General features: G+C 37.4%; 23 protein-coding genes. 12 read left to right on the forward strand and 11 right to left on the reverse strand.

Going from position 1 to position 24,159, the window contains the following annotated elements; genetic code table 11:
- Positions 1–22: 22 nt before the first annotated feature.
- Together G580_RS0102360 and amrB are read left to right on the forward strand one after the other, a co-directional pair.
- The gene (locus tag G580_RS0102360) at positions 23–805 is read left to right on the forward strand and encodes a ParB/RepB/Spo0J family partition protein (protein ID WP_028840878.1); all 783 of its coding nucleotides are present in this window, start codon (positions 23–25) and stop codon (positions 803–805) included.
- Positions 805–2,004, forward strand: coding sequence for an AmmeMemoRadiSam system protein B (gene amrB / locus G580_RS0102365; RefSeq protein WP_028840879.1), 1,200 nt, complete (start codon positions 805–807; stop codon positions 2,002–2,004). The genes G580_RS0102360 and amrB overlap by 1 nt, the downstream gene beginning before the upstream one ends.
- Positions 2,005–2,011: 7 nt before the next feature.
- On the opposite strand, the gene G580_RS0102370 is transcribed toward amrB, so the two are convergent.
- From G580_RS0102370 to metK, 5 genes are read right to left on the reverse strand one after another with little or no spacing between them, the layout of a single operon-like run.
- On the reverse strand, positions 2,012–2,632 hold the full coding sequence (locus tag G580_RS0102370) for a phosphoribosylanthranilate isomerase (RefSeq protein WP_028840880.1): 621 nt from the start codon (positions 2,630–2,632) through the stop codon (positions 2,012–2,014).
- A gap of 7 nt (positions 2,633–2,639) precedes the next feature.
- Positions 2,640–3,194 carry a ferredoxin domain-containing protein gene (locus G580_RS0102375; protein ID WP_028840881.1) on the reverse strand — a complete coding sequence of 185 codons (555 nt, stop codon included), beginning with the start codon at positions 3,192–3,194 and terminating at the stop codon, positions 2,640–2,642.
- A 25-nt stretch (positions 3,195–3,219) separates the two neighbouring features.
- Positions 3,220–3,873, reverse strand: a complete 654-nt coding sequence (locus G580_RS0102380; protein WP_028840882.1) for a riboflavin synthase — start codon at positions 3,871–3,873, stop codon at positions 3,220–3,222.
- 3 nt (positions 3,874–3,876) lie between these two features.
- A complete protein-coding gene (gene ahcY, locus G580_RS0102385) occupies positions 3,877–5,133 on the reverse strand; it encodes an adenosylhomocysteinase (protein ID WP_028840883.1) in 1,257 nt (418 codons plus the stop codon).
- A 25-nt stretch (positions 5,134–5,158) separates the two neighbouring features.
- A complete protein-coding gene (metK, locus tag G580_RS0102390; RefSeq protein ID WP_028840884.1) occupies positions 5,159–6,322 on the reverse strand; it encodes a methionine adenosyltransferase in 1,164 nt (387 codons plus the stop codon).
- Positions 6,323–6,492: 170 nt separating this feature from the next.
- Between metK and alaS the strand changes: the two genes are divergently transcribed.
- From alaS to lgt, 4 genes are read left to right on the forward strand one after another with little or no spacing between them, the layout of a single operon-like run.
- Positions 6,493–9,087, forward strand: coding sequence for an alanine--tRNA ligase (alaS, locus tag G580_RS0102395; RefSeq protein ID WP_028840885.1), 2,595 nt, complete (start codon positions 6,493–6,495; stop codon positions 9,085–9,087).
- A 3-nt stretch (positions 9,088–9,090) separates the two neighbouring features.
- Complete coding sequence (locus G580_RS0102400) at positions 9,091–9,768, forward strand: hypothetical protein (protein WP_028840886.1); 678 nt, start codon at positions 9,091–9,093, stop codon at positions 9,766–9,768.
- Positions 9,758–10,396, forward strand: a complete 639-nt coding sequence (gene nth / locus G580_RS0102405) for an endonuclease III (protein ID WP_028840887.1) — start codon at positions 9,758–9,760, stop codon at positions 10,394–10,396. The genes G580_RS0102400 and nth overlap by 11 nt, the downstream gene beginning before the upstream one ends.
- Entirely contained in the window at positions 10,374–11,165 is a 792-nt protein-coding gene (lgt, locus tag G580_RS0102410; protein ID WP_028840888.1) for a prolipoprotein diacylglyceryl transferase, read from the forward strand. Before nth ends, lgt begins: the two co-directional genes overlap by 23 nt.
- Here the strand turns inward: lgt and G580_RS0102415 are convergent.
- Genes G580_RS0102415 through G580_RS0102425 form a run of 3 tightly spaced genes read right to left on the reverse strand, consistent with a single transcriptional unit; the run spans position 11,130 to position 15,308 of the window.
- Positions 11,130–11,948: a prephenate dehydrogenase/arogenate dehydrogenase family protein gene (locus G580_RS0102415; RefSeq protein ID WP_028840889.1), complete on the reverse strand. Its 819-nt coding sequence runs from the start codon at positions 11,946–11,948 to the stop codon at positions 11,130–11,132. The genes lgt and G580_RS0102415 overlap by 36 nt on opposite strands.
- Positions 11,949–11,973: 25 nt before the next feature.
- Complete coding sequence (gene recG, locus G580_RS0102420; protein ID WP_245542828.1) at positions 11,974–14,430, reverse strand: ATP-dependent DNA helicase RecG; 2,457 nt, start codon at positions 14,428–14,430, stop codon at positions 11,974–11,976.
- Positions 14,431–14,441: 11 nt separating this feature from the next.
- Positions 14,442–15,308 carry a glycosyltransferase family 2 protein gene (locus G580_RS0102425; RefSeq protein WP_028840891.1) on the reverse strand — a complete coding sequence of 289 codons (867 nt, stop codon included), beginning with the start codon at positions 15,306–15,308 and terminating at the stop codon, positions 14,442–14,444.
- A 62-nt stretch (positions 15,309–15,370) separates the two neighbouring features.
- Here G580_RS0102425 and G580_RS0102430 point away from each other — a divergent pair, with 62 nt between their 5' ends.
- Positions 15,371–16,666, forward strand: coding sequence for a two-component system sensor histidine kinase NtrB (locus G580_RS0102430; protein WP_028840892.1), 1,296 nt, complete (start codon positions 15,371–15,373; stop codon positions 16,664–16,666).
- Positions 16,636–17,991 carry a sigma-54-dependent transcriptional regulator gene (locus G580_RS0102435; protein ID WP_028840893.1) on the forward strand — a complete coding sequence of 452 codons (1,356 nt, stop codon included), beginning with the start codon at positions 16,636–16,638 and terminating at the stop codon, positions 17,989–17,991. The genes G580_RS0102430 and G580_RS0102435 overlap by 31 nt, the downstream gene beginning before the upstream one ends.
- A gap of 36 nt (positions 17,992–18,027) precedes the next feature.
- On the opposite strand, the gene G580_RS0102440 is transcribed toward G580_RS0102435, so the two are convergent.
- Together G580_RS0102440 and miaB are read right to left on the reverse strand one after the other, a co-directional pair.
- A complete protein-coding gene (locus G580_RS0102440; protein ID WP_028840894.1) occupies positions 18,028–18,384 on the reverse strand; it encodes a hypothetical protein in 357 nt (118 codons plus the stop codon).
- Between the two features lie 193 nt (positions 18,385–18,577).
- Positions 18,578–19,918 (reverse strand): tRNA (N6-isopentenyl adenosine(37)-C2)-methylthiotransferase MiaB, encoded by a 1,341-nt coding sequence (gene miaB, locus G580_RS0102445; protein ID WP_028840895.1) that lies wholly within the window; start codon positions 19,916–19,918, stop codon positions 18,578–18,580.
- A gap of 64 nt (positions 19,919–19,982) precedes the next feature.
- Between miaB and G580_RS0102450 the strand changes: the two genes are divergently transcribed.
- Genes G580_RS0102450 through G580_RS09655 form a run of 4 tightly spaced genes read left to right on the forward strand, consistent with a single transcriptional unit; the run spans position 19,983 to position 23,553 of the window.
- On the forward strand, positions 19,983–20,717 hold the full coding sequence (locus G580_RS0102450; RefSeq protein ID WP_038041350.1) for a creatininase family protein: 735 nt from the start codon (positions 19,983–19,985) through the stop codon (positions 20,715–20,717).
- A complete protein-coding gene (gene rtcA / locus G580_RS0102455) occupies positions 20,705–21,760 on the forward strand; it encodes an RNA 3'-terminal phosphate cyclase (RefSeq protein WP_028840897.1) in 1,056 nt (351 codons plus the stop codon). The genes G580_RS0102450 and rtcA overlap by 13 nt, the downstream gene beginning before the upstream one ends.
- A complete protein-coding gene (locus G580_RS09650) occupies positions 21,738–22,901 on the forward strand; it encodes an RNA ligase (protein ID WP_051172995.1) in 1,164 nt (387 codons plus the stop codon). The genes rtcA and G580_RS09650 overlap by 23 nt, the downstream gene beginning before the upstream one ends.
- The gene (locus G580_RS09655; RefSeq protein ID WP_245542829.1) at positions 22,876–23,553 is read left to right on the forward strand and encodes a precorrin-2 dehydrogenase/sirohydrochlorin ferrochelatase family protein; all 678 of its coding nucleotides are present in this window, start codon (positions 22,876–22,878) and stop codon (positions 23,551–23,553) included. Before G580_RS09650 ends, G580_RS09655 begins: the two co-directional genes overlap by 26 nt.
- On the opposite strand, the gene G580_RS09660 is transcribed toward G580_RS09655, so the two are convergent.
- Positions 23,522–24,103 carry an NUDIX hydrolase gene (locus G580_RS09660; RefSeq protein WP_051172997.1) on the reverse strand — a complete coding sequence of 194 codons (582 nt, stop codon included), beginning with the start codon at positions 24,101–24,103 and terminating at the stop codon, positions 23,522–23,524. The two genes, G580_RS09655 and G580_RS09660, sit on opposite strands and share 32 nt — an antisense overlap.
- Between the last annotated feature and the right edge of the window lie 56 nt (positions 24,104–24,159).

Here is a 24,159-nt window from a genome sequence, read left to right on the forward strand (position 1 = left end):
GGAGATTTAGAGAGGAGAGGGTATGAGAGAGGTAGCCACCTTTGAAGATCCTGTAAAAAAACAACCCCTCACCTTAGCTGTTTTTGAAATAGAGGAAGTTCATAGACCACCTTTTCAACGTGATCTTTCAGAAAGTTTAAAAAAACATTTAGAGATGGCCATAGAAAAGTTAGGCTTTTTGACCCCTATCGTTGTGGTGCATAAAGATGGAAAATATTATGTAGTAGATGGTCAACATCGTTTGGAGGCTATGCGGGATATAGGGGCAAGAGAAATAGTGGGGATAATCGTAGATGAAAGTCTGTATCATCATATCTTAGAGTTTAACACCGAGAAACCACCAAACGTTAAAGAAAAATCTAAGCAAGCCTATAGACTGTACCAGGAACTTTTAAAAGAAGATGAAAATTTCATAGAAGAAGAGTTGTTTACCTATTTTAAAGACCCTATGTATATTACCTTTGGTTTTGCGATAGAAGAGTTTGACCCTAAGTTTCCTGCAAGTTTTTATGAAAACTTTGTGTCTAAAATAGATGAATTTTTAAGGAAACCTTTAAAAGAGGCGGTAGAAGAGAGAAGAAGCAGAGCGCAAGCTTTAATCGATTTAAACCAAGTGGTTAACCAAAAATATACTGAATTTGGTTGGGATAATGCCCTTCTTAAGGGAGAGATTATCCGTAAAGCCGTACAAAAGGCTTTTGGTGTAAGGGTGAGAACCATAGAAGAAGAATTCTATGCTGCCATAGACAGAGTTAAACATGCTTGTGAAAGCCTTATTACACAAGATTTTGGAGAGGGAGAGTAATGGAATTAGAATATCCTGTAGATTTTAAACCTATTTTAAGGTATGTAGACGTAATACCTGCTGAGCAAGAAGGTCAACCTGTTTTTCTGCTAAGAGACCCTTTAGGGTTTATAGACGAACTGGTGGTAGTGCCTCAGTATCTTGCCTTTTTACTTGCTTTGATGAACGGACAAAATGACTTAAGAGACCTTCAGTCTGAGGCTACCAAACAGTTTGGTCAAGTAATTCCCTTAGAAGAAATAGTTAAAATAGTCAGGTTTTTGGATGAAAAAGGGCTTTTATGGTCTAAAACCTTTGAAGAAATCAAAGAAAAGGCCTATTCCAAATGGTTTTCTTATCCTTTCAGGGCTATGGCACATGCTAATTCTGCCTATCCTTTGTCTGCGGCAGAGGCTAAGTTTTTTGTAGAAGACATCTTAAAACTTGGGTCTTCTGAGGATGTCAAACCACCTAAGGTTTTGATAGCCCCCCATATTGACATAAAGGCAGCTGCTAAGTCTTATGCAGAAAGTTATAACAGGTTTAAAATCCCACCCGGCTCGAGAGTAATTATTTTAGGGGTTGGTCACCACTTAGACCTTCCTTTTTCTGTGCTTACAAAAGACGTAGCCACCCCTTTTGGTCTGATCAAAAACGATAGAGGAGGGTTGTTTTTCTTAAGAACTTCTAAAAAATTAGAGATATTCCCAGACCATATAGCCCACCGTTTAGAACACTCTATAGAGTTTCAAGCTCTATTTTTACATTATATCCTGAAAGACCAGTTTATGGTTTTACCTGTTTTGGTAGGTCCTATGCCTACCCTTTTTGAAAACCCTGAATTGACCGAAAAGTTTGCTGAGGGATTAGCTCAGCTTATGGAGGATGAGAACACTTACTTAGTCTTAGGGATAGATTTTTGTCATCTTGGGTTACGGTACGGAGACCCCTTTGAAGTTTCTGAAGAACATGCCAAACAAGCTTTAAAGAGCGATGAAAACCTTTTAAATCTTGTTTTTAATGGGACTAAAGACGAGTTCTTAGAAAAAGCAAAACAGTCTTTACCTTTAAAGGTATGCGGTCTTTCTACTCTTTATCTTACTAAACTGATTATGGACAAGTTAAGGGCCAAAGGCGAGTTAAAGTTATATCATCAAGAGTTTGTCCCCTTTGGACAAGGCTCAGCGGTATCCGTAGCTTCCGCAGGTTATGAGGTTTAACGAGTAGTTAAACTTCTAACTGCTTAAAAAGATTGCTTATTTTTGTATAATCCTTGATTCCAGGAGAAACTTCTACTCCAGATGAGAGGTCGATACCATAGGGACTTGCGGTTGAAATAGCTTGTTTTACATTTTCTGGGGTTAGCCCTCCTGCTAAAAAGACTTTATAGCCATGGTCTACCAACACCTTGGCTAAGCTCCAGTTAAAGGTTTGTCCTGTGCCCCCTGGTACACCTTTTACAAACGTATCTGTAAGGATCGCGTAAGCCTTTTCCCAGGGGGCAACAAGGTCTAACTCTACTTTATCTTTAATTCTAAAAGCCTTGATAACACGGGAAAGACCAATTTTTTTAGCAAACTCAACGGTTTCTTCCCCGTGAAGTTGAATTAAATCAATACCTATGTCTAAAACTTCTTTTACTTCCTCATAGGTTGGGTTAACCAATACCGCAACTTTTTTGATGGTTTCTCTTACATAACCTAATAGGTGTTTCAGGTTTTTCCCCACATACCTTGGGGATCGAGGGTATAACACAAAACCTACATAATCTAAAGGAAATCGGTTTAAAAACAGCAGATCTTCTTTACGGGTCAAGCCACAGATTTTTATTTTGGTTGTTTGGCCCATTATAGGTTTATTTTACAGGGGGCCTATCAAAATAGATGTTTTTTCCTTTTACACTTAAGGGTATTCCCATGATTACAGTGCCTTTTATCAAGTTTAACCGTTTAGCTGCAACTCCTATGGTATACATGATCCTGTTGTCCACACAAAGGTCTTTAGCCTTGGCTACAGCAGACCCTAAGGCAATGCCCATGTCTAAAAGCTTTATTCCACATACAGGTCCGTCAAAATCAAGTGAGCTTTTTTCCTGTTTTACCAGCTCTTCACACCTAAAACCACATATACCGCAATCTAACCCTAAGGGTTTGTTAAAATTAAGGGAGATTAAGATAACTGCATCAGAGTTTCTCACGTTATCTGCATCACGTTTAAAAAACTTAAAGGCTGCGCCTTTTTCTTCAGCAATTTTTTCCATCTCTTGAGCAAGCCTTTCCTTTTCTTCAGGATCAGTAATCAAACCGAAAACCAGATCATCTACCCCTTTTGCTTTAGGAGCAGTTCTTGCCGCAACTAATATTTGTTTAGCTAACTCTTCTACAATTTCCAATTCTGGATTGACCTTCATACCTACCCCCCTTATAGCATGATGGTTATAAAAACCCATGTTGTCTTAGAAATTCTAACGAAAGCTGCGATTTTTTTTCTTGCTGGTTTAGGTAAGGGGAAAGCCATTTATATACCATCTTGGCTATTATGTCTATTTCTATGTTGACTAAGTCTCCAGGCTTAAGATATTTTAACGTGGTTACCTGATAGGTATGAGGGATGATCATAAGTTCAAAGGAGTTCCCTTTTACCTTGTTTATGGTAAGGCTTATTCCGTCTACGGCAATCGATCCTTTTTCAACCAAATAAAACGCTAAAGCCTCAGGTATTTCTATTAAAAATTGATAAAAATCACCTAAAGGATTGATGTTTAATATCTTACCTATCCCATCTATGTGCCCAGAAACAAGGTGTCCTCCTAACCTGTCACCTACTTTTAAGGCTCTCTCAAGGTTGACCCAATCACCCTGTTTTTTGTACTTAAAGGTAGTCCTGTTTAGAGTTTCTGGAGAAATATGGGCTTTGAAGGTTTTAGGTTTTACCTCTATAGCCGTTAAACAAACACCATTTACTGCAATACTATCGCCGATTTTAGTGTCTTCTAAAACAAAAGAGGGTTGAATTTCTATGGTTAAACCTCCCTTTTCAGGGAGAAGGGAGGTAATCCTACCTTCTCCTTCTATCAGTCCTGTAAACAAGCCTTAGGTCCCTTCTTCCCAAGAAGTAAGATATTTTTGTTGTTCTGGAGTAAGGGTGTCTATTTTAATTCCCATGGCTGCAAGCTTTAGCTTAGCAACCTCTTTGTCTATTTCTTCAGGAACGGAATAAACAGTCTTTTGTAGCGTTTTATGATTCTTTACTATATATTCCACACACAAAGCCTGGTTTGCAAAACTCATGTCCATAACCCCAGAAGGATGTCCTTCCGCAGCAGCTAAATTGACCAGTCTTCCCTGAGACAGCACGTAGATTTTTTTTCCGTTATTTAAAGTATACTCTTCTACCTCTCTTCTGATGGTTCTTACCTGGGTGGAAATTTCCTTTAAGGACTTAAGATCTATTTCTACATCAAAATGGCCGGAGTTGCAGACGATAGCACCATCTTTCATCTTTAAAAAGTGCTCTTTTCTGATGACTGATTTGTTACCGGTGACTGTACAGAAAAAGTCTCCTATTTCAGCTGCTTCATCTAAGGGCATTACCAGATAACCTTCCATCACAGCTTCTAAGGCTTTTAGAGGGTCTACTTCTGTAATCACCACCCTTGCTCCCATCCCTCTGGCTCTCATCGCAAGACCTTTACCACACCAACCAAAACCACAAACCACAAACACCGAACCGGCAAGTAACCGATTGGTAGCCCTCAAGATGCCGTCAAGGGTTGACTGCCCTGTGCCATAACGGTTATCAAAGAGATGTTTGGTTAAGGCATCGTTTACCGCTATGATGGGATATTTAAGAAGTCCCTCCTTGGCCATTGCTTTAAGTCTGATAACCCCGGTTGTAGTTTCTTCTGTTCCTCCCCAGACTTTTTCAGTCTGTTCTGGTCTTTCTTTATGAAGGGTACTTACTAAGTCTGCTCCGTCGTCTATGGTGATTTGTGGTGTTTGATCAAGCACTGCGTTTATATGGGAATAATAGGTATCTCTATCTTCTCCTCTGATAGCAAAAACAGAGATGTTAAAATACTTTACCAGGGCTGCTGCTACTTCATCCTTAGTAGAAAGAGGGTTAGAGGCACATAAAAATACCTCAGCTCCTCCTTCTTTTAGCGTCCTTACAAGGTTGGCTGTTTCAGTGGTCACATGTAAACAAGCACCTATTTTTATTCCGGCTAAAGGTTTTTCTTTAGCAAAACGTTCTCTTATTTGCCTTAACACAGGCATATCCATTTCAGCCCATTCTATCAGCCGTAAACCTTCCTCAGCTAAACTTAAGTCTTTAACATGATATTCCATCGATTTTTGCCCCTCCTGAAGAGTTCTATTTATCAAAACCAGCAATTTCTTTGATCTTTTCTATCATGTCCAATTTTTCCCAGGTAAACTCTGGTTCAGTTCTACCAAAATGTCCGTAACAGGCAGTTTTTCTGAAAATAGGCCTTCTTAGGTTGAGATACTCTATCATGTGCTTAGGTCTAAAATCAAAAAGTTTGTGGATGATATCTAATATTTTTTCTACGAGTATATTTTCGGTGCCATAGGTATTAACATTAATGGCTAAAGGTTCTGGTATTCCTATAGCATAAGCTACCTGTACTTCAAGTTCTTTAGCTACTCCAGCAGCAACCAGGTTTTTAGCCACATATCTTCCGTAATAAGAAGGAGTTCTATCCACCTTTGTGGGGTCCTTTCCAGAAAAAGCACCACCTCCGTGATGTCCCCTTCCTCCGTAGGTATCCACAATAATTTTTCTTCCGGTCATTCCACAATCAGCCAGAGGACCGCCTATCACGAACCTACCTGTCCCGTTGATGATGATCTTTGTGTCTGGTTTTAAATGTTCAGGGGTGATGACTTTTTTGATTACTTCTTCGATGATGGCTTCTTTTAACTCTTTAAGGGTAACCGTTGGGTCGTGTTGGGCTGCGATTACTATTGTATGAACGTCTACCGGTCTTCTCATCTCATAACGTACAGTTACCTGGGTTTTACCATCTGGTCTTAAGAAAGGAAGGATGCCCTTTTTTCTAACCTCAGCAAGTCTCATGGCTAATCTATGGGCATACCAAATAGGCATAGGCATAAAATCAGGGGTTTCATCGCAAGCATACCCAAACATAAGCCCTTGGTCTCCAGCCCCTATCTCTCCATCCCGATCAACTCCCATAGCTATGTCTGGACTTTGTCTATCTATACTGATAAGGACCGCACAGGTCTGATAGTCAAACCCTAAGTCAGAATGATTGTAACCGATTTCCTTTACTACTCCACGGGCGATGGTAGGATAGTCTATACGAGCCTCTGTGGTAATTTCACCAGCGATAAGGATCATTCCTGTATTAACCAATGTTTCACAAGCTACCCTGGCATAAGGGTCTTTTTCTAAAATAGCATCTAAGATGGCATCGGAGATCTGATCAGCTACCTTGTCTGGATGTCCTTCTGTAACTGACTCTGAGGTAAATAAAAAATTTTGTACAAGCATGGGATTACCTCCTGCTTAGATTGTTAACTTTTAACGAAAATTTACTATAACTTTAAAATAAAGCAATAACAGAGAAAATTTTTTTGATTTTTATTGAAAAATGCTAAAAAACTTCTAAAATAGAACTTTTAAAGATGGAAAGGGTTTAAAAGTTCAGATGAGGTGATAAGATGAAAGGGTCTGAGATCAGACAAAGGTTTTTGCAATTTTTTAAAGAAAGAGGTCATGAGGTTGTTCCCAGCTCTCCTTTGATCCCAGCAGATGACCCAACCCTTCTTTTTACTAACGCAGGGATGGTACAGTTTAAAAAGGTCTTCTTAGGAGAAGAAACCAGACCTTATAAAAGGGCTACCTCTTGTCAAAAATGTATGAGGGCAGGAGGTAAGCATAACGACCTTGAAAACGTAGGGTATACCGCAAGGCATCATACCTTTTTTGAAATGCTCGGTAACTTTTCCTTTGGAGATTATTTTAAAGAGGAAGCCATTTCTTATGCCTGGGAATTTATTACTCAGGTTTTAGGACTGCCTAAAGAAAGAATCTATGTAACTGTATACAAAGACGATGAGGAAGCCGCCCAATTATGGAAAAAGATAGCAGGGCTTTCTGAAGAAAGAATCGTAAGACTTGGAGAAAAAGATAACTTTTGGATGATGGGAGATACAGGGCCTTGTGGCCCTTGTTCAGAAATCATTTTTGACCAAGGAGAGGGTTTTGGTTGTCAATCTCCTCAGTGTGGCCCTGGGTGTGATTGCGATCGTTTTCTCGAAATTTGGAACCTGGTTTTTATGCAATACGAAAGAAATGAAAAGGGAGAGCTAAAACCTCTTCCTAAAGGCTGCATCGATACAGGTATGGGACTTGAAAGAATAACCGCCGTTCTTCAAGAGGTCCCTTCTAACTACGATACTGACCTTTTTAAAGGAATTATGGATAAGATCTTAGAGATTACAGGAAAAGCCTTTAAAGAGAATAAAGAAACTGAAGTGGCTTTTAAGGTCATCGCAGACCACATCCGGGCTGCTACCTTTCTGTTGGCTGAAGGGATAGTTCCTTCTAACGAGGGAAGAGGTTATGTATTGAGAAGGATCATTCGTAGGGCTGAAAGGTTTGGACGTCTTTTAGGTTTAAAAGAACCTTTCCTATACCAGATTGTCCCCTCTGTGGTGACAGAATATAAAGAGGTGTATCCTGAAGTTTTACAAGGTCAGGAATTTGCAGAAAAAGTAATCAGGTTTGAAGAAGAAAAGTTTTTAGAAACCCTTGAGACAGGGCTTAACATCCTTGAAAAGGAAGTAGCTCAGCTCAGAGAAAAAGGTATCAATCTCATACCAGGAGATTTAATCTTTAAATTATATGATACCTACGGTTTTCCCTATGACTTGGTAAGAGACTATGCGATCGGGATGGGTTTTACCTTAGATACTGAGGGCTTTGAAAAATTAAGAGAAAAGGCAAGAGAAGAAAGCAGAAAAACCTGGAAAGGTACTTTAGAAAAAATGCCTGAGTTTATAAAAGAAAAGGCCAAAGAAGGAGTACAAACCTTTTTTGTAGGTTATGATACGTTAGAATCTTTAGCTAAGATATTAGGTTTAGAAAAAGAGAATGGGATTTACTATTTGATTACCAATGTTACTCCTTTTTATCCAGAAGGTGGTGGTCAGGTTTATGACCAAGGATGGGTGTTTGGTAAAGAGGGTAAAGCTCAAGTTTTAGAAGTGAATAAGGTAGGAGACCTTATCTACCATAGAGTAAAACTAATCGAAGGGATACTTAAACCAAACGAAGAAGTTCAGTTAAAGGTAGATGCAGAAAGAAGAGCCTATATCGCTAAGCACCATACCGCAACCCATCTTTTACATGCAGCGTTAAGAAAGGTTTTAGGCCCCCATGTAAGGCAATCTGGTTCGTTGGTAGAAGAGGAACGCTTGCGTTTTGACTTTACCCATTTTTCTGGTTTAACCCAAGAGGAAATAGACCAGGTAGAGGAGCTTGTCAACCGTTGGGTTTTAGAGAACCATCCTTTAGAGTTTGTATGGGTTAACAGAGAAGAAGCAGAAGTTATGGGAGCAATCGCCCTTTTTGAAGAAAAATACCAGGATGTGGTTAGGGTGGTTAAAATCGGTGACATTTCTATGGAACTTTGCGGTGGTACTCACGTGAAGAGCACAGGAGAGATAGGTTTAGTAAAAATTGTTTCAGAAAGTAGCGTGGCTTCAGGTATAAGAAGAATAGAAGCTGTAGCTGGTATGAAGGCCTATCAATGGGTAAAAAATCAGGAAAAGCGTCTGATGAACCTTGCTCATCTTCTTAAGACTTCCCCTAAGGAATTAGAGAAAAAAATAGAAGCCTTACTCACACTTTTAGAAGAAAAAGAAAAGAAGCTTAAACGTCTAAAGAGTTTTGACTTGAAACAAGATTTAGAACAAAAACTTTCGGAGGTAGAAGAGGTAGGAGGTATAAAAGTCTTGGTTTCTTCTTTTAAAACCGAAAAAATGGAAGACTTAAGGGAAATAGGGGATTGGTTTAAAAATAAGTTAGGTTCTTGTGTGATTTTTCTGATAGGAGAAAAAGAAAAGGGTAGTTTAGCCTTGTGTATGGTTACCAAAGACTTGGGGGATAAACATCCTGCTTCTAAGTTTTTTAAGGCCTTACAACCTTTGGGGCTTAAAGGAGGAGGAAAAGAACTTTTGGCCCAAGGAAGTTTTTCTGAAATACCAGAGGTTAGTAAAATTAAAGAAGAGATAAAAAAGGTTTTGGTTTAAAAGATGAAGTTTTATACCTTAGAATGGATAAGAGAGCTGTTTAAAGAGTTTTTAAATAGTGAAAATAGTTTTTTTATCGAAGAAAAAGGGGTAGGCTTTGAGCCAAAATTCTTTTTTTGGGCGTTACTTCATATTTACAAAAAACAGAATCTACCAGAAATATTTAAAGCCTTAAAGGTTGATTTAGAAGAGTTAGAATCTCTTTTTAATCGGCAAGAATTTGATTTTATGTTCTTGGTAGACCTATTACGTAAAGAGTTTTCCTTTTGGTTCCGGGATGTTTTACTGCATAAAGATTTTCAATCATCGGACCTTTTAAGAGTAGCTTGGGAGTTTCTAATGCTTGAAGAGCAACTTAGAAAACAAATCCAGATACCCCTTCTTGACCGTTTGAAAAAGCTTATTCTTGATGCAGAAGAGATCATAGAAAAAAGTTCCTTCTCAGAAACTACTTTTAATGAAAGACAATTTTTGAGATTGTTAAGATTTTTTAACGCTGTAGAAACCTTAGAGAGTTCTTTAAGTGCAAGGCTTGTTGAGAGGGCAAAAGAGGTAGAAAATAAGTTAAACCTTGGTTTTAAAAGTGACATACCACTTCTTTCAGAGGAAGAAAAAAAAGTATTTTATCAAAACCTTATGCAAGGGCTTAAACAAATAGGAGGTTGTTTGGATGGACGTTAAACAAAAGGTAAAACTGGTGATAGAAAGACTTAAAACTTTATATCCAGACGCTAAAATAGCCCTTAAATTTGAAAATCCCTTACAACTTTTAATCTCTACCATACTTTCTGCACAGTGTACTGACGAGAGGGTAAATGAGGTAACGGCAAAACTTTTTCAAAAATACCGGACAGCAGAGGATTTTGCTAAAGCCTCGTTAGAGGAACTTGCAGAAGATATCAAAAGCATAGGTTTTTATCAGCAAAAGGCAAAATACATAAAAGAGGCTTGCCGAATCCTTGTAGAAAAGTATAAAGGAGAAGTCCCTAAGACGATGGAATCCCTTTTAGAACTACCTGGGGTTGCAAGGAAAACAGCCAACATCGTGTTGGCTAACACTTACGGAATAGTAGAGGGCATTCCTGTTGACACTCACGTTAGAAGACTTTCTCAGAGGATTGGTTTGGTGAAAGCTAATCAGCCAGAAAAAATAGAAAAAGAGCTGATGGAAATAGTCCCTAAGGAAAAGTGGTTTATCTTTCCTCATCTTTTGCAAGCCCATGGAAGAAAGGTATGTTTAGCCAGAAAGCCTAAATGTGAAGAATGTGTGATAAAGGATCTCTGCGATGCTTATACATCCACAAATTGACCCGGTGATCTTTAAAATAGGCCCTTTTGAAGCCCGTTGGTATGGGTTGATGTATGTAATAAGTTTTTTCTGTGTGCTTTTTCTCACAAAGTATCAATTAAAGGAAAGAAACCTTACTCATCTTTATACTTTTTTAGAAAACCTTCTTTTTTACAGTTTTTTAGGATTAATCCTCGGTGCACGTTTAGGTTTTTGTTTTTTTTACTATCCTGATTATTTTCTAACCCATCCATGGGAGATAGTGGCTATTTGGAAAGGGGGTATGTCATTTCACGGAGGATTGATAGGTGCGTTGGTAGTAGGGTATGGTTATGTAAAGAGTAAAGGGCAGTCCTTTTTATGGTGGACTGATATGATAGCTGTATGTGCTCCCATAGGGCTTTTTTGGGGAAGGATCGGTAATTTTATCAACGGAGAGATTTACGGAAAACCTACGTCCTTACCCTGGGGTATGGTTTTTCCTGAGGGAGGGCCTTTGCCTCGACATCCTGTACAGCTTTATGAGGGGTTAGTGACCGGTCTTTTGTTGTTCCTTTTTCTCTGGATTTTAAGAAAAAAAGAGTGGGCTCCAGGGACAAAGTTTGCTATTTTTTTAATAAGCTATGGAGTCTTACGTTTCTTGTTTGAGTTTTTAAGAGAACCTGCCCAGAGTTTTGACCTTATTTTTGGCTGGATGACGATGGGACAGGTTCTTTGCTTAGGAATGATAGCCTTTGGATTTTTACTTCTTTATTTAGTTAGGATAAGGACTTTTCAAAAGGTTTTTTAAGGTTTTAGCTAAGGTTTTTACTTCTCTGAAATTAGTCTCAAAGAGGACTTGAGCCTCAGAAGAGTTTAAAGCCTTGATAAATTTTTTACACTCTCTGTAAAAAAGGTTTCTAAACCTTTTCCCGTAAGGGTTATCAAGCTGTATTTTTGCATATAATTTTTCGTCTTGATAGGCTAATCTTTGCAATATTTCAAGCTGTTTTAGAAAACTTGGGGTGGCTAAAGAGACTAATTCTTCAAGGCTAAAACCTGAATGTTTTATGATGTTTCCTAACAATACTAACCAAAAGTGGTTTAATACCTGAACTAATCCCATGATCTGGTCGTGTTTTTTGGGAGAGATTTTTATTAAGTTTAAACCATCTTGAGACATAACCTCGATGAACCAGTTTAACAGGTTCTTACCACGTATCGGAAAATAAACTATAGTTTTTCCTTTTAGCGAGGGTTCATAGGGACCAAAAAGGGGATGGGTAGCTAACACCTCAGGTTTTTTAAGTAAGCTTTTCATTGTCTTATAGGGTCCTAACTTTAGAGAACACACATCTAAAATCCAGTGTTCTTTAGTAGTAAACTCTGCAATTTCTTCTACTACTTTCGGGAACACAGGTATGGGGACAGAGATCAGGATAACTTTGGCCTCTTGTAAAAGACTCTTGTTGTCCAGTTTAGTATCTCTGTCTGACACAAGTACTTCATATCCTTTCCCTTGAAAAAACTTTGCGAAAAATTCTCCCATCTTCCCTTTTCCACCGATGATACCTATCTTAAAGTTATCTTCCATCTTAAGCTCCTTGTTTTATTAAAATTTAAGCTATTTCTGAAAGTTTTAACCTCTCCTCCCATCTTCTGGTTAGTTCTTCTTTAAGAATAGGATGTTTACTAAGGTCTGGGTCTTTTTCTATCAAAGAAAAGGCGTCTTCCCTTGCCCACAAAAGGATTGGATAGTCCTTTACTAAGTCAGCCTTTCTAAATTCGAGATATCCAGATTGTCTGGTACCTAAGAAATCTCCAGGGCCCCTTAGTTTTAAGTCTTCTTCTGCTATTTTAAACCCGTCGTTGGTTTGACATAGTATCTGTAAACGCTTGTAAGCTTCGCTTTCCATAGATATTTTATGAGCTATCAAAAAGCAATAAGACTGCGCCTCTCCCCTTCCAACCCTTCCTCTTAGCTGATGAAGCTGAGACAAACCGAATCTTTCAGCATGTTCTATTACCATAACCGTAGCATTGGGTACGTCTACACCGACCTCTACCACCGTGGTAGAAACTAAGATGTCTATTTCTTTGCGCTTAAACTGATGCATGATTTTTTCTTTTTCCAAAGAACTCATCTTTCCGTGTAAAATCCCTACTTTAAACTCTGGAAAAAACTTTGTTTGTAACTCTTCACCATAGGTAGTTACTGCCTTAAGGTCGAGTTTTTCTGATTCTTCTATCAGAGGAAGGATTACATAAGCTTGATGTCCCTTTTTTAATTCTTCTTTAACCGCTGCATAAGCTTTGTGTTTGTTATATTCTATAAAAAGTTTAGTAATGATAGGTTTTCTGCCTTTAGGCATTTCGTCTATTATCGAAAGGTCTAAATCCCCGTAGATGGTAAGTCCAAGGGTTCTGGGGATAGGGGTTGCTGTCATAACCAAGGTATCTGGGGTTATACCTTTAGCCTTTTCTCTTAAAGCTGCCCTTTGTAAAACACCAAAACGATGTTGTTCGTCTATGATAACCAATCCCAGTCTTTTAAACTCTACTTTTTCTTGAAAAAGAGCATGGGTTCCTATCACAAAATCTATAAATCCGGTAGCCAATCCATGATAAATTTCTCTTTTTTTAGCAGGAGGGACCCCTCCAGAAAGAAGGGCCACGTTTACTCCCATGAGCTGGGCATAACGTCTAAAGTTATGGTAATGTTGTTCAGCAAGGATTTCAGTAGGAGCCATCATCGCTACCTGATATCCGTTTTCTATCGCAGTGAGCGCAGCAATAAAGGCTACAACCGTTTTCCCACACCCTACATCTCCTTGTACTAACCGGTTCATAGGCACGGGACTTGCCATGTCTTTTTTGATTTCTTCTAACACCCTTTTTTGAGCTGAGGTAAGCTCAAAAGGAAGTTTGGCTAAAAAGGCTTTTACTTTTTCTCCGTAAGTTCTAAAAGATATTCCCTGTTCTTTTTTGACCTTGCTTTTTTTAAAAGCCAAGGCTAATTCTAAGAAGAAAAATTCATCATAAGCCAAGCTCTTGTGATAAACGCTTTCCTCTTTTTTAAGTAAAGAAAGGTCTTTTTCATCCTCTGGAAAATGCAAATTTTTTATGGCCAAGTTTAACGGCAAAAGCCTTCTTCTTTTTAAGAATTCTCGTGGAATAAAATTTTCCAAAAAATCTGCATAATCTTCTACCGCATTTTTGATGATCTTTCTTAGTTGCCTTTCACTCAAACCTTCAACCGCAGAGTAAATAGGCACAATCTTCCCTAACTCTAATTCGAGCTTATCCTCTTCTCCCTCTGGTATTATTTCAGGATGGACCATCTCAAAAACCCTACCGAATTTACCTACCTCCCCTATGGCATAAACTCTTTTGCCTGATGGTAAAAGATTCTTCAAAAAAACCTCCTTAAAGTTAAACCACCGAAGGAGAAGAATTCCAGTACCATCTGTAAGCTGGGCTTCAAAGACCTTTCTTTTTGAGGTATAAACAATTCCACTTTTTATGACTTCCCCAAAAAACACCGCCTTTTGTCCTTCTTTTAAGTTAGAAATAGGGATAAGATGTCTTCGGTCTTCATAATCCCTTGGCAGGAAAAACAACAGGTCTTCGATCGTATGAATGTCTTTTTTAGCAAACTTTTTGGCAATCTTAGGCCCTACCCCTTTTAAAAACTGAACAGATTTTTTTAATTCCTCTTTAGCTTTTTTGTACTCTTCTAAAGAAAAAGTCGGTTTTTGATAAAATTCCTGGTTTATCGGTTCTTCTGGAGGTTCTTCAACCTCAGAAGTTCCCTCTTTATTAATCCCTAAAGTAATACACAAATCAAACAACGCCTTTATTTTTTCCTTTTTTTCGTCTAAAGCTGCCTGGTCTAACCCGTAACAAAGCTCTAAAAATTTTTCTCGATAAGGTTCAAGTTCTTGAGGAAGTTGTTCTATTAACCTTAAAAGAGTTTGTTCTAAGTATTTTATCTTATGTAGGTTTTGAAATTGGTTTTTATAGGCAAACTCTAAGGGTTTAGTAAACTTTACCAACCAATCTTTTTTGCTAAACATTTTTTCTTCTTTCATGGTTTAGGCAAGGGTTGCAAAGAGCTAATTACAGATTCTTTAAAGGTTTCTTCAAAAAGTTTTTTTAACTTAAAAGCTTGATAAAGGTTGCCGTGTTTTAAAGCTCCTTTATAAAAAATGTTAAACTTATTTTTAGCCTCTCCAAATAGTATCAATTTCTGTTCTAAACTTAATTCCTTTTGGTAGTTTTTAAAGAGCTTTATAAGGGCTAAAGTTCTATAATAATCAAGCCCTTTGGTAGCAGAAAGCTGATCTTCTCTTCCGCCACTTTTGATTACTAAAGGTTTAGGTATCAATCCTACAGGGTTTTTTATCGCAACCCTTAACCAAAATTCGTAATCTTCGCATACCCAAAATTCTTCGTCAAAGACCCCAATTTCTTCAAAAAGTTCTCTTTTTATCAAAACCGTAGACATAGAAACAACGCATAACTTAACAGCCCTTTCAAAAAACCAGCCTTCAGCTTTTTTATGGATCTTTTTGGGGTTAAGTCTTTTTTTTCCTTTGTACCAGATCTCATCTGTTTGAACGATTTTATAAGAAGGGTATCTTTCAAAAAAAGCTAACTGGTCTTCAAGTTTGGTAGGGGTAAAGACATCGTCGCTGTCTAAAAAGGCGATATAACGTCCTTTGGCATGAAAAAGCCCTCTATTTCTGGCATGGGCTACCCCTTTTCTTGGCTTTTTTACATAGACTACAGAGTATCGGGTAATGAGTTTAGGGGTTAGGTCTGTGGATCCGTCGTCTACTACGATGATTTCTAAGTCTTTAAAGGTTTGGTTTAGCACACTCTCTATAGCCTTAAACAGGATGTAAGCTCGATTGTAAGTAGGGATGATTACGCTTACTACAGGGGAGTTCATCAGATAAAATTATACCCTCATTTTATGAGATTAACAGAGTTGTGGTATATTAGAAAGTTGTTATGGAAAAATTAACCCAAATTTTTAAACAGATAAATTTTAAATCTACCTTAATTCTATGGGGGGTTGTAGCTTTAGCTATATTTACCTTGTTTTTAAGTGCGATTTTTTCTTATAAGAACTCAAAGCTTTTAGCCCAGAAAGCCCTTGACGACCAAGCTATGATGATAGCTATCACCCTTCAAGGAGTTATGACTTATACCACCCTTGATGAGATCAACTACAACACCTTTTTAAACATCATTTTAAGCCAAAATTGGGAAAACTTAGAATTTATCATGCTTTATGACGAAGACGGAGACATTATCCTTCATTCTAACCCAGAACTGATAGGCTATAAAATAGACCCTGAAGAATTAATAGAGCTAAAGAGGCACAAACTACCCTATTATCGTTTTTATTCAGACCAAGAAGAACCTTATAAACAGATTTTTCTGGCAGATTTTAACTTTTATACTCAAAAATATAACCTTTATCTTAGGGTGGGGCTAAACATAAATACCTTTTCGTTTATCGTAAAAAGGGCTCAGTTTTTGTTTTTGTTAAAAATGTTGGCCTGTTTAGGGCTTTTAATAGCAGGTTTAATAGGCACTAAATTTCTTATTCGTTATGAACGTATGGAACTAAAGATGAAACAATTAGAAAGTATTTCTACCATGTCCAAGATTTTATCTCACGAGATCAGAAATCCCTTAGGAAGTATCAAGGGCTTTTCTCAGTATTTGGCAGAGAAGATAACAGAAAGAGATTATAAAAGGTATTTAGGAATTATTTTTAACGAGGCTTTAAGGATAGAAAGGTTAACAGATGAGTTGATTTTTTATGTCAACCCTGTCAAGATAGAGCCTAAGCAGTTTGACTTAAGAGAACTGGTAGAAGAGGTTTGGTTAAGTTTTAAAGATAAGTATCCTCAAGTAGACGTAACTTTTTTTATTAAGGGAGAGGATTTTAGTATCATAACTGATCCTGACAAATTAAAAGAAATAGTGGTAAACTTAATCCAGAATGCCTTTGATGCTGTGTTGGAAACCAACCAGGAGAAGAAAAAGATAAAAGTAGAAATAGAAGACAAAGGAGAAATCCTGAGGTTAGGAGTGATAGACAACGGGATAGGTATGGATGAAGAGACTTTGAAAAAAGCGTTTACTCCTTTTTTTACCACCAAAACTAAAGGATCAGGCTTAGGTTTGGCAATAGTAGAAAAGCTATGTGAGGCCATGAAGATTAAGATTAAAGTTCAAACCAAACCAGGAGAAGGAACAGCCATATGGTTAGAAATGCCAAGATTTTTATCTTAGAAGACGACCTTTCTTTTGCCACCCTTTTAGAGGTGTTGCTAAAAGAGAGAGGTTATCAGGTAGAAACCTGTGAAGACCCTGGGTTAGCCTTAAAAAAAGTGTTTGACTTTAACCCTGACCTTATCATTACGGACCTTAAGCTTCCAAAGATGAGCGGAATAGATTTTATCGAAAAGGTAAAACCTGCCTTACCTAATACTTTATTTTTAGTGATAACCGCCTATGCTACCGTAAGTTCTGCGGTAGAGGCCATGAAAAAGGGGGCTGTAGATTATATTACCAAACCCCTTTCCAGTCCTGAAGACTTTTTAAGTTTAGTTCAGAACATCTTAGCTAAAAAACCCAAGGAAGATTCTGAGGAAGACACCCAAGAAGAACTTCCTCCTTTAGAAATCTTATTTTTAGGGATGGAGGAAGTTTACGATAAAGTAGTAAAAGTAGCCCCTACAGACACTACTGTGATTTTATACGGTGAGACAGGTACAGGAAAGTCGTTGATAGCTAAGGTCATCCATCGTCTTAGCCGAAGGCCAGGTAAATTTGTAGAGGTTAATTGTGCAGCCATCCCTGAAACTTTAATAGAAGCCGAACTTTTTGGGTATGAAAAAGGGGCTTTTACAGGGGCCTTAAAGAGTAAACCTGGAAAGATAGAGTTAGCCAAAGATGGAACGTTGTTTTTAGACGAGATTTCAGAGATGAACCTTACCGTACAGGCAAAATTTTTAAGTGTATTGCAAAATAAAACCTTTGAAAGATTAGGAAGTTTAACCTCTATAAAGACTAACGCCAGGTTTATTACGGCAACCAACCGGGACCTTATCAAATTGGTTAAAGAGGGTAAGTTTAGGGAGGATTTGTTTTTTAGGATTAATGTTTTCCCTATAGAGGTAAAACCTTTGAGAGAAAGAAAAAAAGCGATTTTAAAGATAGCAGAGTATATCATCGATAGATTGTCTAAAAAGTTACAACGAGACCCCTTACCTTTGAACTCAAATTCTAAGGAATTTTTGTTGAAATATCCCTTTCCAGGTAACGTAAGAGAGCTTGAAAACCTGTTAGAAAGGGCTTTCTTGATGTCAGAAGGCAAAGAGATTGAGGTAGATTTGGGATACCTAAAGGCCCTCCCTTTTTATACAGAAAGTAAACCTTCAGAGAAATCAGGTTTTTTATCTGAAGAAGTAGTAGACCTTAGATCCTTAGAAAAAAACGCCATCATAGAAGCCTTAAAAAAGACCCAAGGGAATAAAAAAGAGGCGGCAAAACTTTTAGGGATTTCTCTGAGGACCCTTTATTATAAACTAAAGGAATACGACATTAAGTTTTAAGGTTTGTAACCACTCTGATAGTAAAAAGAGAAATTTTTACCATCCACATAGTTTCCTGAAGTTTAACCCTTTCCTCGGACCATAAGGAAGCCCTTTTTCATAAGCCTTTTTTTGGATCTCAACCCTGATTTTTTGAATTTCTATTTCCTTTTGCTGTATAGCCTCCCAATTAGGTGGGGTTTGTGCCCACAAGACACGCACTTCAGAAGAAAGCTGCAGTTGTTTTTGCCAGAGAGGCTGTATTTCTTGACAAAACTCTTTAACCTTGGTTGGATTTAGATTAGGAGGATAGTATTTACCTCCTACCAGCGTTTCCTTTTTCCCAAAGACTATACCTGTAAATACTAAACTCAAAAAACTAAGCATCATCAAGCCTTTAGCTATATTTCTCATTTATAAAACCTCCTTTCTCAAAGTTTTAAAGAATAGTCAATAAACACTTTCACATAACTTTTAGCAAAAAACATACCGTTTTTATAATGGCTCTACCAAACGTTATACAAAAGTGCATAAACTAAAAATTAGACTTAAGTTTGTAAAAATTGCAATTTTTGTATAAATTGCAATTTTAATATAGTTTAATAGTTTATTTTAGAGTTTTAAGATAGGTTCCTTTTAAAGAATGTTTTCCTGCTTCTTCTATCAGAATTTTAACCAACCTACCTTTTAGGTCAAGCCTTGGAGAGGAAAAATTCACTATTACGTTGGTGGTGGTGCGTCCCATAAGTTGGGTTTTCGATTTTGAGCTAAAACCTTCAACCAACACTTCCATTTCTTTACCTACGTATTGTTGGTAGATTTCTTGGGTAATGGTTTTTTGTAGCTCCTGAACAAGTTTTAGTCTTCTTTCTTTTTCTTCTTCAGGAATTTTGTCCTCGAAGTTTTTAGCTGTGGTAAACGGACGATCTGAGTACTTAAAAGAAAAAATTTCATGATACCTTACGGTTTTTAGCATTTCTAAGGTTTCTTCAAAGTCCTTTTCAGTTTCTCCAGGAAAACCTACGATGATATCGGTGGTGATGGCTATGTCAGGAATTAATTCTTTGAGTTTGGCTACTTTTTCTAAGTATTCTTCTTTAGTATACTTCCGATTCATTCTTTTTAGTATTCTGTTTGAACCAGCCTGAAGAGGAAGATGGATATGATGGCATATCTTGGGATTTTCAGCCATAATTCTTATCATTCGTTCTGAAAGGTCTTTAGGATGACTGGTAGTAAACCTTATCCTCCATAAGCCTTCTATGGCTGAGATTTGGTTCAAAAGTTCTGGAAAATCAGGATAGCCTTTTTCCTTTAGCCCATAGGAGTTTACGTTTTGTCCTAAAAGGGTAACTTCCCTTACCCCTAATTCTACCATCCTTTTTATCTCTTCTATGATTTCTTCTGGAGGTCTACTTGTTTCTCTTCCTCTAACATAAGGAACGATACAATAGGAACAAAAATTATCACATCCTTGCATTATCGTGACAAAAGCAGTAACCTTTTCGGTGGTTTTAGGTAAAGTTTCTTCAGGAAGCAATAAAGGTGGCTTAAATTCTTTAGTTAATTCGGTTAAGACAATAGGCTTAGGATCTTTTTGAAGTTGTTTTATAACTTCTTTTATTTGATAAAAACTTTGGGTTCCTAACACGAAATCTACATAGGGAAGTTTTTTAATCAGGTTTTCCCCTTCTTGTTGGGCAACACATCCCATAATACCTATAAGGAGATGGTTCTTTTTCTTTTTTAAGGGTTTATACCTTCCAACCTCGCTGTAAACTTTATGCTGAGGTTTTTCCCTTACAGAACAGGTATTGACTATGATAAGGTCTGCTTCTTCAGGATCATCGGTAGGGATATAGTCCTCTTTTAACAGAATAAGCACCTTTTCTGAATCGTTTTCATTCATTTGACAACCAAAAGTTTTTATATAAACCCTTTTTTTCATAGCGAATTTAATTATAATTCAAAATTAAGTAATTAAAATATCAATTATTTTTAGGAGTTAAATCATGTTAGTAGAGGAGATTACTTCTTTAGAATTTGAAGAGGCTAAAAGGCAAGTAAAGACGGTTATTTTCCCTGTAGGTTCTATCGAGGCTCATGGTCCTCATTTACCTTTAGCTACTGACCTTTATACTATCTATGAGGTCTGTAAAAAGGTAGCGGAGAAAAAAAAGGTCTTTATAGCCCCACCTCTTTATTACGGTCTTTGTAGAAGTACGAGTACTATTCCTGGGACGATAAGTATTACCGGGGAGGTATTAAAAAAGTTGATACTAAACCTTTTCCATCAGTTTTATCTTTGTGGTTTTAAAAATTTTATGGTTCTTTCTGGACATGCAGGAGGTACCCACAACGCCTATTTGGTAGACGCAGCTGAATCTTTTATATCGTTAGTTCCTTATTGTAATTTTTTTGTAGCCGACATTTTTCAGCTACTTAGGCCTTGTTTAAAAGATATGGGTATCCCTGAAAAGGATTTTCATGCAGGAGAATGGGAAACCTCCCTTATGCTTTACCTAAAACCAGAGTTGGTAAAAGAAGGGGGATTTGAAGATTATCCTAAATTTCCTAAGTTTAGGGTGGTGTTTGAGAAAGAAAAATACTGGGGTACCGGAATATGGGGCGACCCAAGAAAGGCTTCCGTTGAAAAAGGCAAAAAGATGGTGGAGTGGTTGGTAGAGTTTTTGATAAGCGAAATCGAAAAGATGGAAAAAGAGCTTGATGAAAAATGCTTGTTATAGATGGTGCTTACGGTGAAGGTGGTGGTCAGATTGTACGCACCTCTTTATCGCTTTCGGTAGTCACTGGTAAACCTTTTAAAATTTTTAACCTTAGAGCTAAAAGACCTAAATCAGGTCTTCAGCCTCAGCATTTAGCCTGTGTTAAAGCATTAGCCTATCTTTCAGAGGCAGAGGTAAAAGGGGATGAGTTGGGTTCTCAAGAGATACTTTTTATTCCCAAAAAACTTCCAGAAAAGTTGCACTATTCCTTTGATATAGGAACTGCAGGCTCAACCTTGCTTCTTTTCCAGACAGTTGTGTATCCTTTGAGTTTAAGTGAAGGTGGAGAGGTGGTGATCAAAGGAGGTACCCATGTTCCCTTTAGTCCCTGTTATCACTATGTAAAAGAGGTTTTTTTGCCGTTAGTAAAGCTTTTAGGACTTAAGTTAGACCTTAATCTTGAAGCCTATGGGTTTTATCCTGCAGGTGGGGGGAAGATAAGGGCTTTCATTAAACCCTGGAAGGAGTTTTTTCTGCCGACTTTACCAGAGTTTTTTATTCCTGAAAACCTCACCGTTTATAGTGTATCTTCTGAAAGAATTCCTGCCCATATCGTAGAAAGGCAATTAAAAGGTGTATTGTCAGAGTTACCAAACTGTGAGAACTTTATAGCCTATAAAGAAAGGGTGAAGTCTCGATCTGACGGAACGTTTGTTTTCTTAAAGGCTTTAGGTCAGAAAAAGGTTTTATATGCTGGATTTACCGAGTTGGGAAAACGTGGCTATCCAGCAGAGGAGGTAGGGAAAAAGGTAGCAAGAGAATGGAAAAATTTTCTAAGCACTAAATCTCAGTTTGAAGAACATCTGGCAGACCAGATTTTGATACCTATAAGTTTAGCCCTTTTAAAACAGCGGTCTGCTAAATTTTTTGGTTTTTCTGTAGCCAAGGTAACCAAACATCTTCTTACTCAAGCCTGGTTGATCCCTAAGTTTTTGCCTGAGTTAAAAATTACCATCGAAGACAAAGAAGGAGAAAAAGGATATGTTAGCCTTTACCGAGAATGAAAAAGAAATTAGGGAATATATTAGACATTGCTGGAAAAGAAATCCAGATTTAAAAAGATATCCTTTAGAAGAATGGGAAAAAGGTTTACAAACAGGGAAGATTCTCTTTTTTACCTGGAAAGATAAAGGCTTTTTTAGGCTAAACAAGGACTTTAAAAGTTTTCCTATGGGAACGTTTTTTAACGACCAGGTTTTGGTAAGAGGTTACCCTCAGATTCCCAGGATTTATGTATTAAAAACGGGATTGGTAAGATATATGACTTCTCCTTTTTATGCTGAAGAAAAGGTAGAAGGGTATAACGTAAGACTTTTTAAAGTAGGAGATGAAATCTTAGGTTTTACCCGAAGGGGATTTATCTGTCCTTTTGCTACCGATCGATGGGAAGATTTTTTACCCAATCTTCCTGAGTTTTTTGAGAAACATCCAAATTTGGTGGTTTGTGTTGAGGTAGCCGGACCAGAGAATCCTTTTGTTAGTGAATATCCTGCTTATATCAAAGAGGATATAAACTATTTTGTTTTTGATTTTATGAAAACAGGTGGAGGAGGATTTTTATCTCAGTCAGATAAGTTGAATCTCCTTGAAACCTATGGTTTTAACGCCCCTGAAATCTATGGGCCTTTTGACCCGGTTAAGGATTATGAAAACATAAGAGAACTTTTAAGGCGTTACCACCAAGAAAAAAGAGAAGGGGTAGTTTTTAAGTCCGAAGATGGAAAATACAGGATTAAATACGTTACCCCATTTTCTAATCTTGAGGACCTAAGGGTAGTCTTTCCTTATTTGGGAGAGGTAGACCCTCATTTTATTTACCTAAGATTGATAAGGCTTGCTCTGAACCTTTATGAGTTTGAAGAAATTAAAGAAGAGGTTTATAATAAACTATCTGCAAATCTTTTTGAAGAAGTTTTAGGTTTTTTTGAAAAAAATCAGGTGGTAAGCGAAACTTTTAGAGTAAGGTTTAAAAAGGAGAGCAGTTATCTGGCTATGCTTGCCCATTTTAGGGCAGCAAAGATAAACATCGAGGTTAAACAGGTAGTAAAGGAAAAAGGCTATTTAAAAGTGGAATTTGTAAAACTATATCCTAAGGCTACTCAGTTTTGGAGGTCTAAACTTGAAGGATGGGGTGAGGTTGACTAACGTCTATTTTCCGGTTTTTTTAAACTTAGAAGGAAAGCTTTGTGTGGTTATAGGAGGAGGTAAGGTCGGTGAAAGAAAGGTTTTGTCTTTGCTTCAGGCTAAAGCTTTTGTTAAGTTGATTTCTCCTGAAGCTACCCCAGCTTTACAAAGATTGGCTGAAGAGGGTCAGATAATCTGGGAAAAGAGAATCTATCAGCCAGGAGACCTTGAAGGAGCCTGGTTGGTGGTTGCTGCAACCAACGACCCTTCTACCCAAAAGTCTATATATGATGAAGCCAACGCAAAAAGGGTATTTTGTAACATGGTAGATGTTCCCGAATTTTGCAGTTTTATCGTGCCTTCCGTGGTAAAAAGAGGAAGTTTAACCATAGCCATCTCTACTTCTGGGGCAAACCCTGCCGTAGCAAGAAGGATAAGAGAAAGTTTAGAAAGGCAGTTTGGCCCAGAATATGAAATATACTTAAAGCTTATGGAGAACTTAAGAAAACAAATCCTTGAGTTAAACCTTTCTCCCACAGAAAAGGAGGTAAAACTTCATCGGCTTGCGATGGCCCCTATACCCCAATATGTAAGAGATAGAGATTTAGAGCTGTTAAAAAATATCATCGAAAAAGAAGGTCTTATCTTCCCTTTAGATCTTTTTGAGTCATGACATTCCAATAAAGTTGCCACAACACCTTAAAAGAAAAGGTAAAATCTTCTGGGTTTTTCTGTACCCATCTATCTACTTTTTCTAAGGAAAAAAAACCGCCTGTTTCTATTTCTAAAGGGTTGGGCTTAGGTGTTTTACTGGTAGTTCCTGTAAAAAGGACTAAACAGTCTATGTCGTTGTTCAGGTCTTTTGGGGTGATACGAAGTACTTCTTCTAATTTTGTTCTTATAGAGAGCTCTTCTTTTAACTCTCTTTGAGCAGTGGTTAAAAAGCTTTCTCCTACCAACACATGTCCTGAAGCAGAGGAAGTCCACAAACCAGGGTTTTCCTCAACCAACTTAGATTTTTTTTGAAGATAGATTTCCCCTTCCTTATTAAACAAAAAAATATGTACTGTTTTATGAAAATAGCCTTTTTGATGGATTTCCTCTCTTTTTAGGATGGTGATGGGGTTGCAGTTTTCATCAACCGCTTCTAACAGTTCTCGTTTGCGACTTTCCGGAGTTTCCTTAGCTTTCCTTCCTTTTTTATTGTTGAAATTTTTATTCATTTTATAATATATACCTTTGTAACTATAATTAGAGATAAATATTACAGAAAAATAAA

This window comes from Thermodesulfobacterium hveragerdense DSM 12571 (genome assembly GCF_000423845.1).
GTDB lineage: Bacteria > Desulfobacterota > Thermodesulfobacteria > Thermodesulfobacteriales > Thermodesulfobacteriaceae > Thermodesulfobacterium > Thermodesulfobacterium hveragerdense.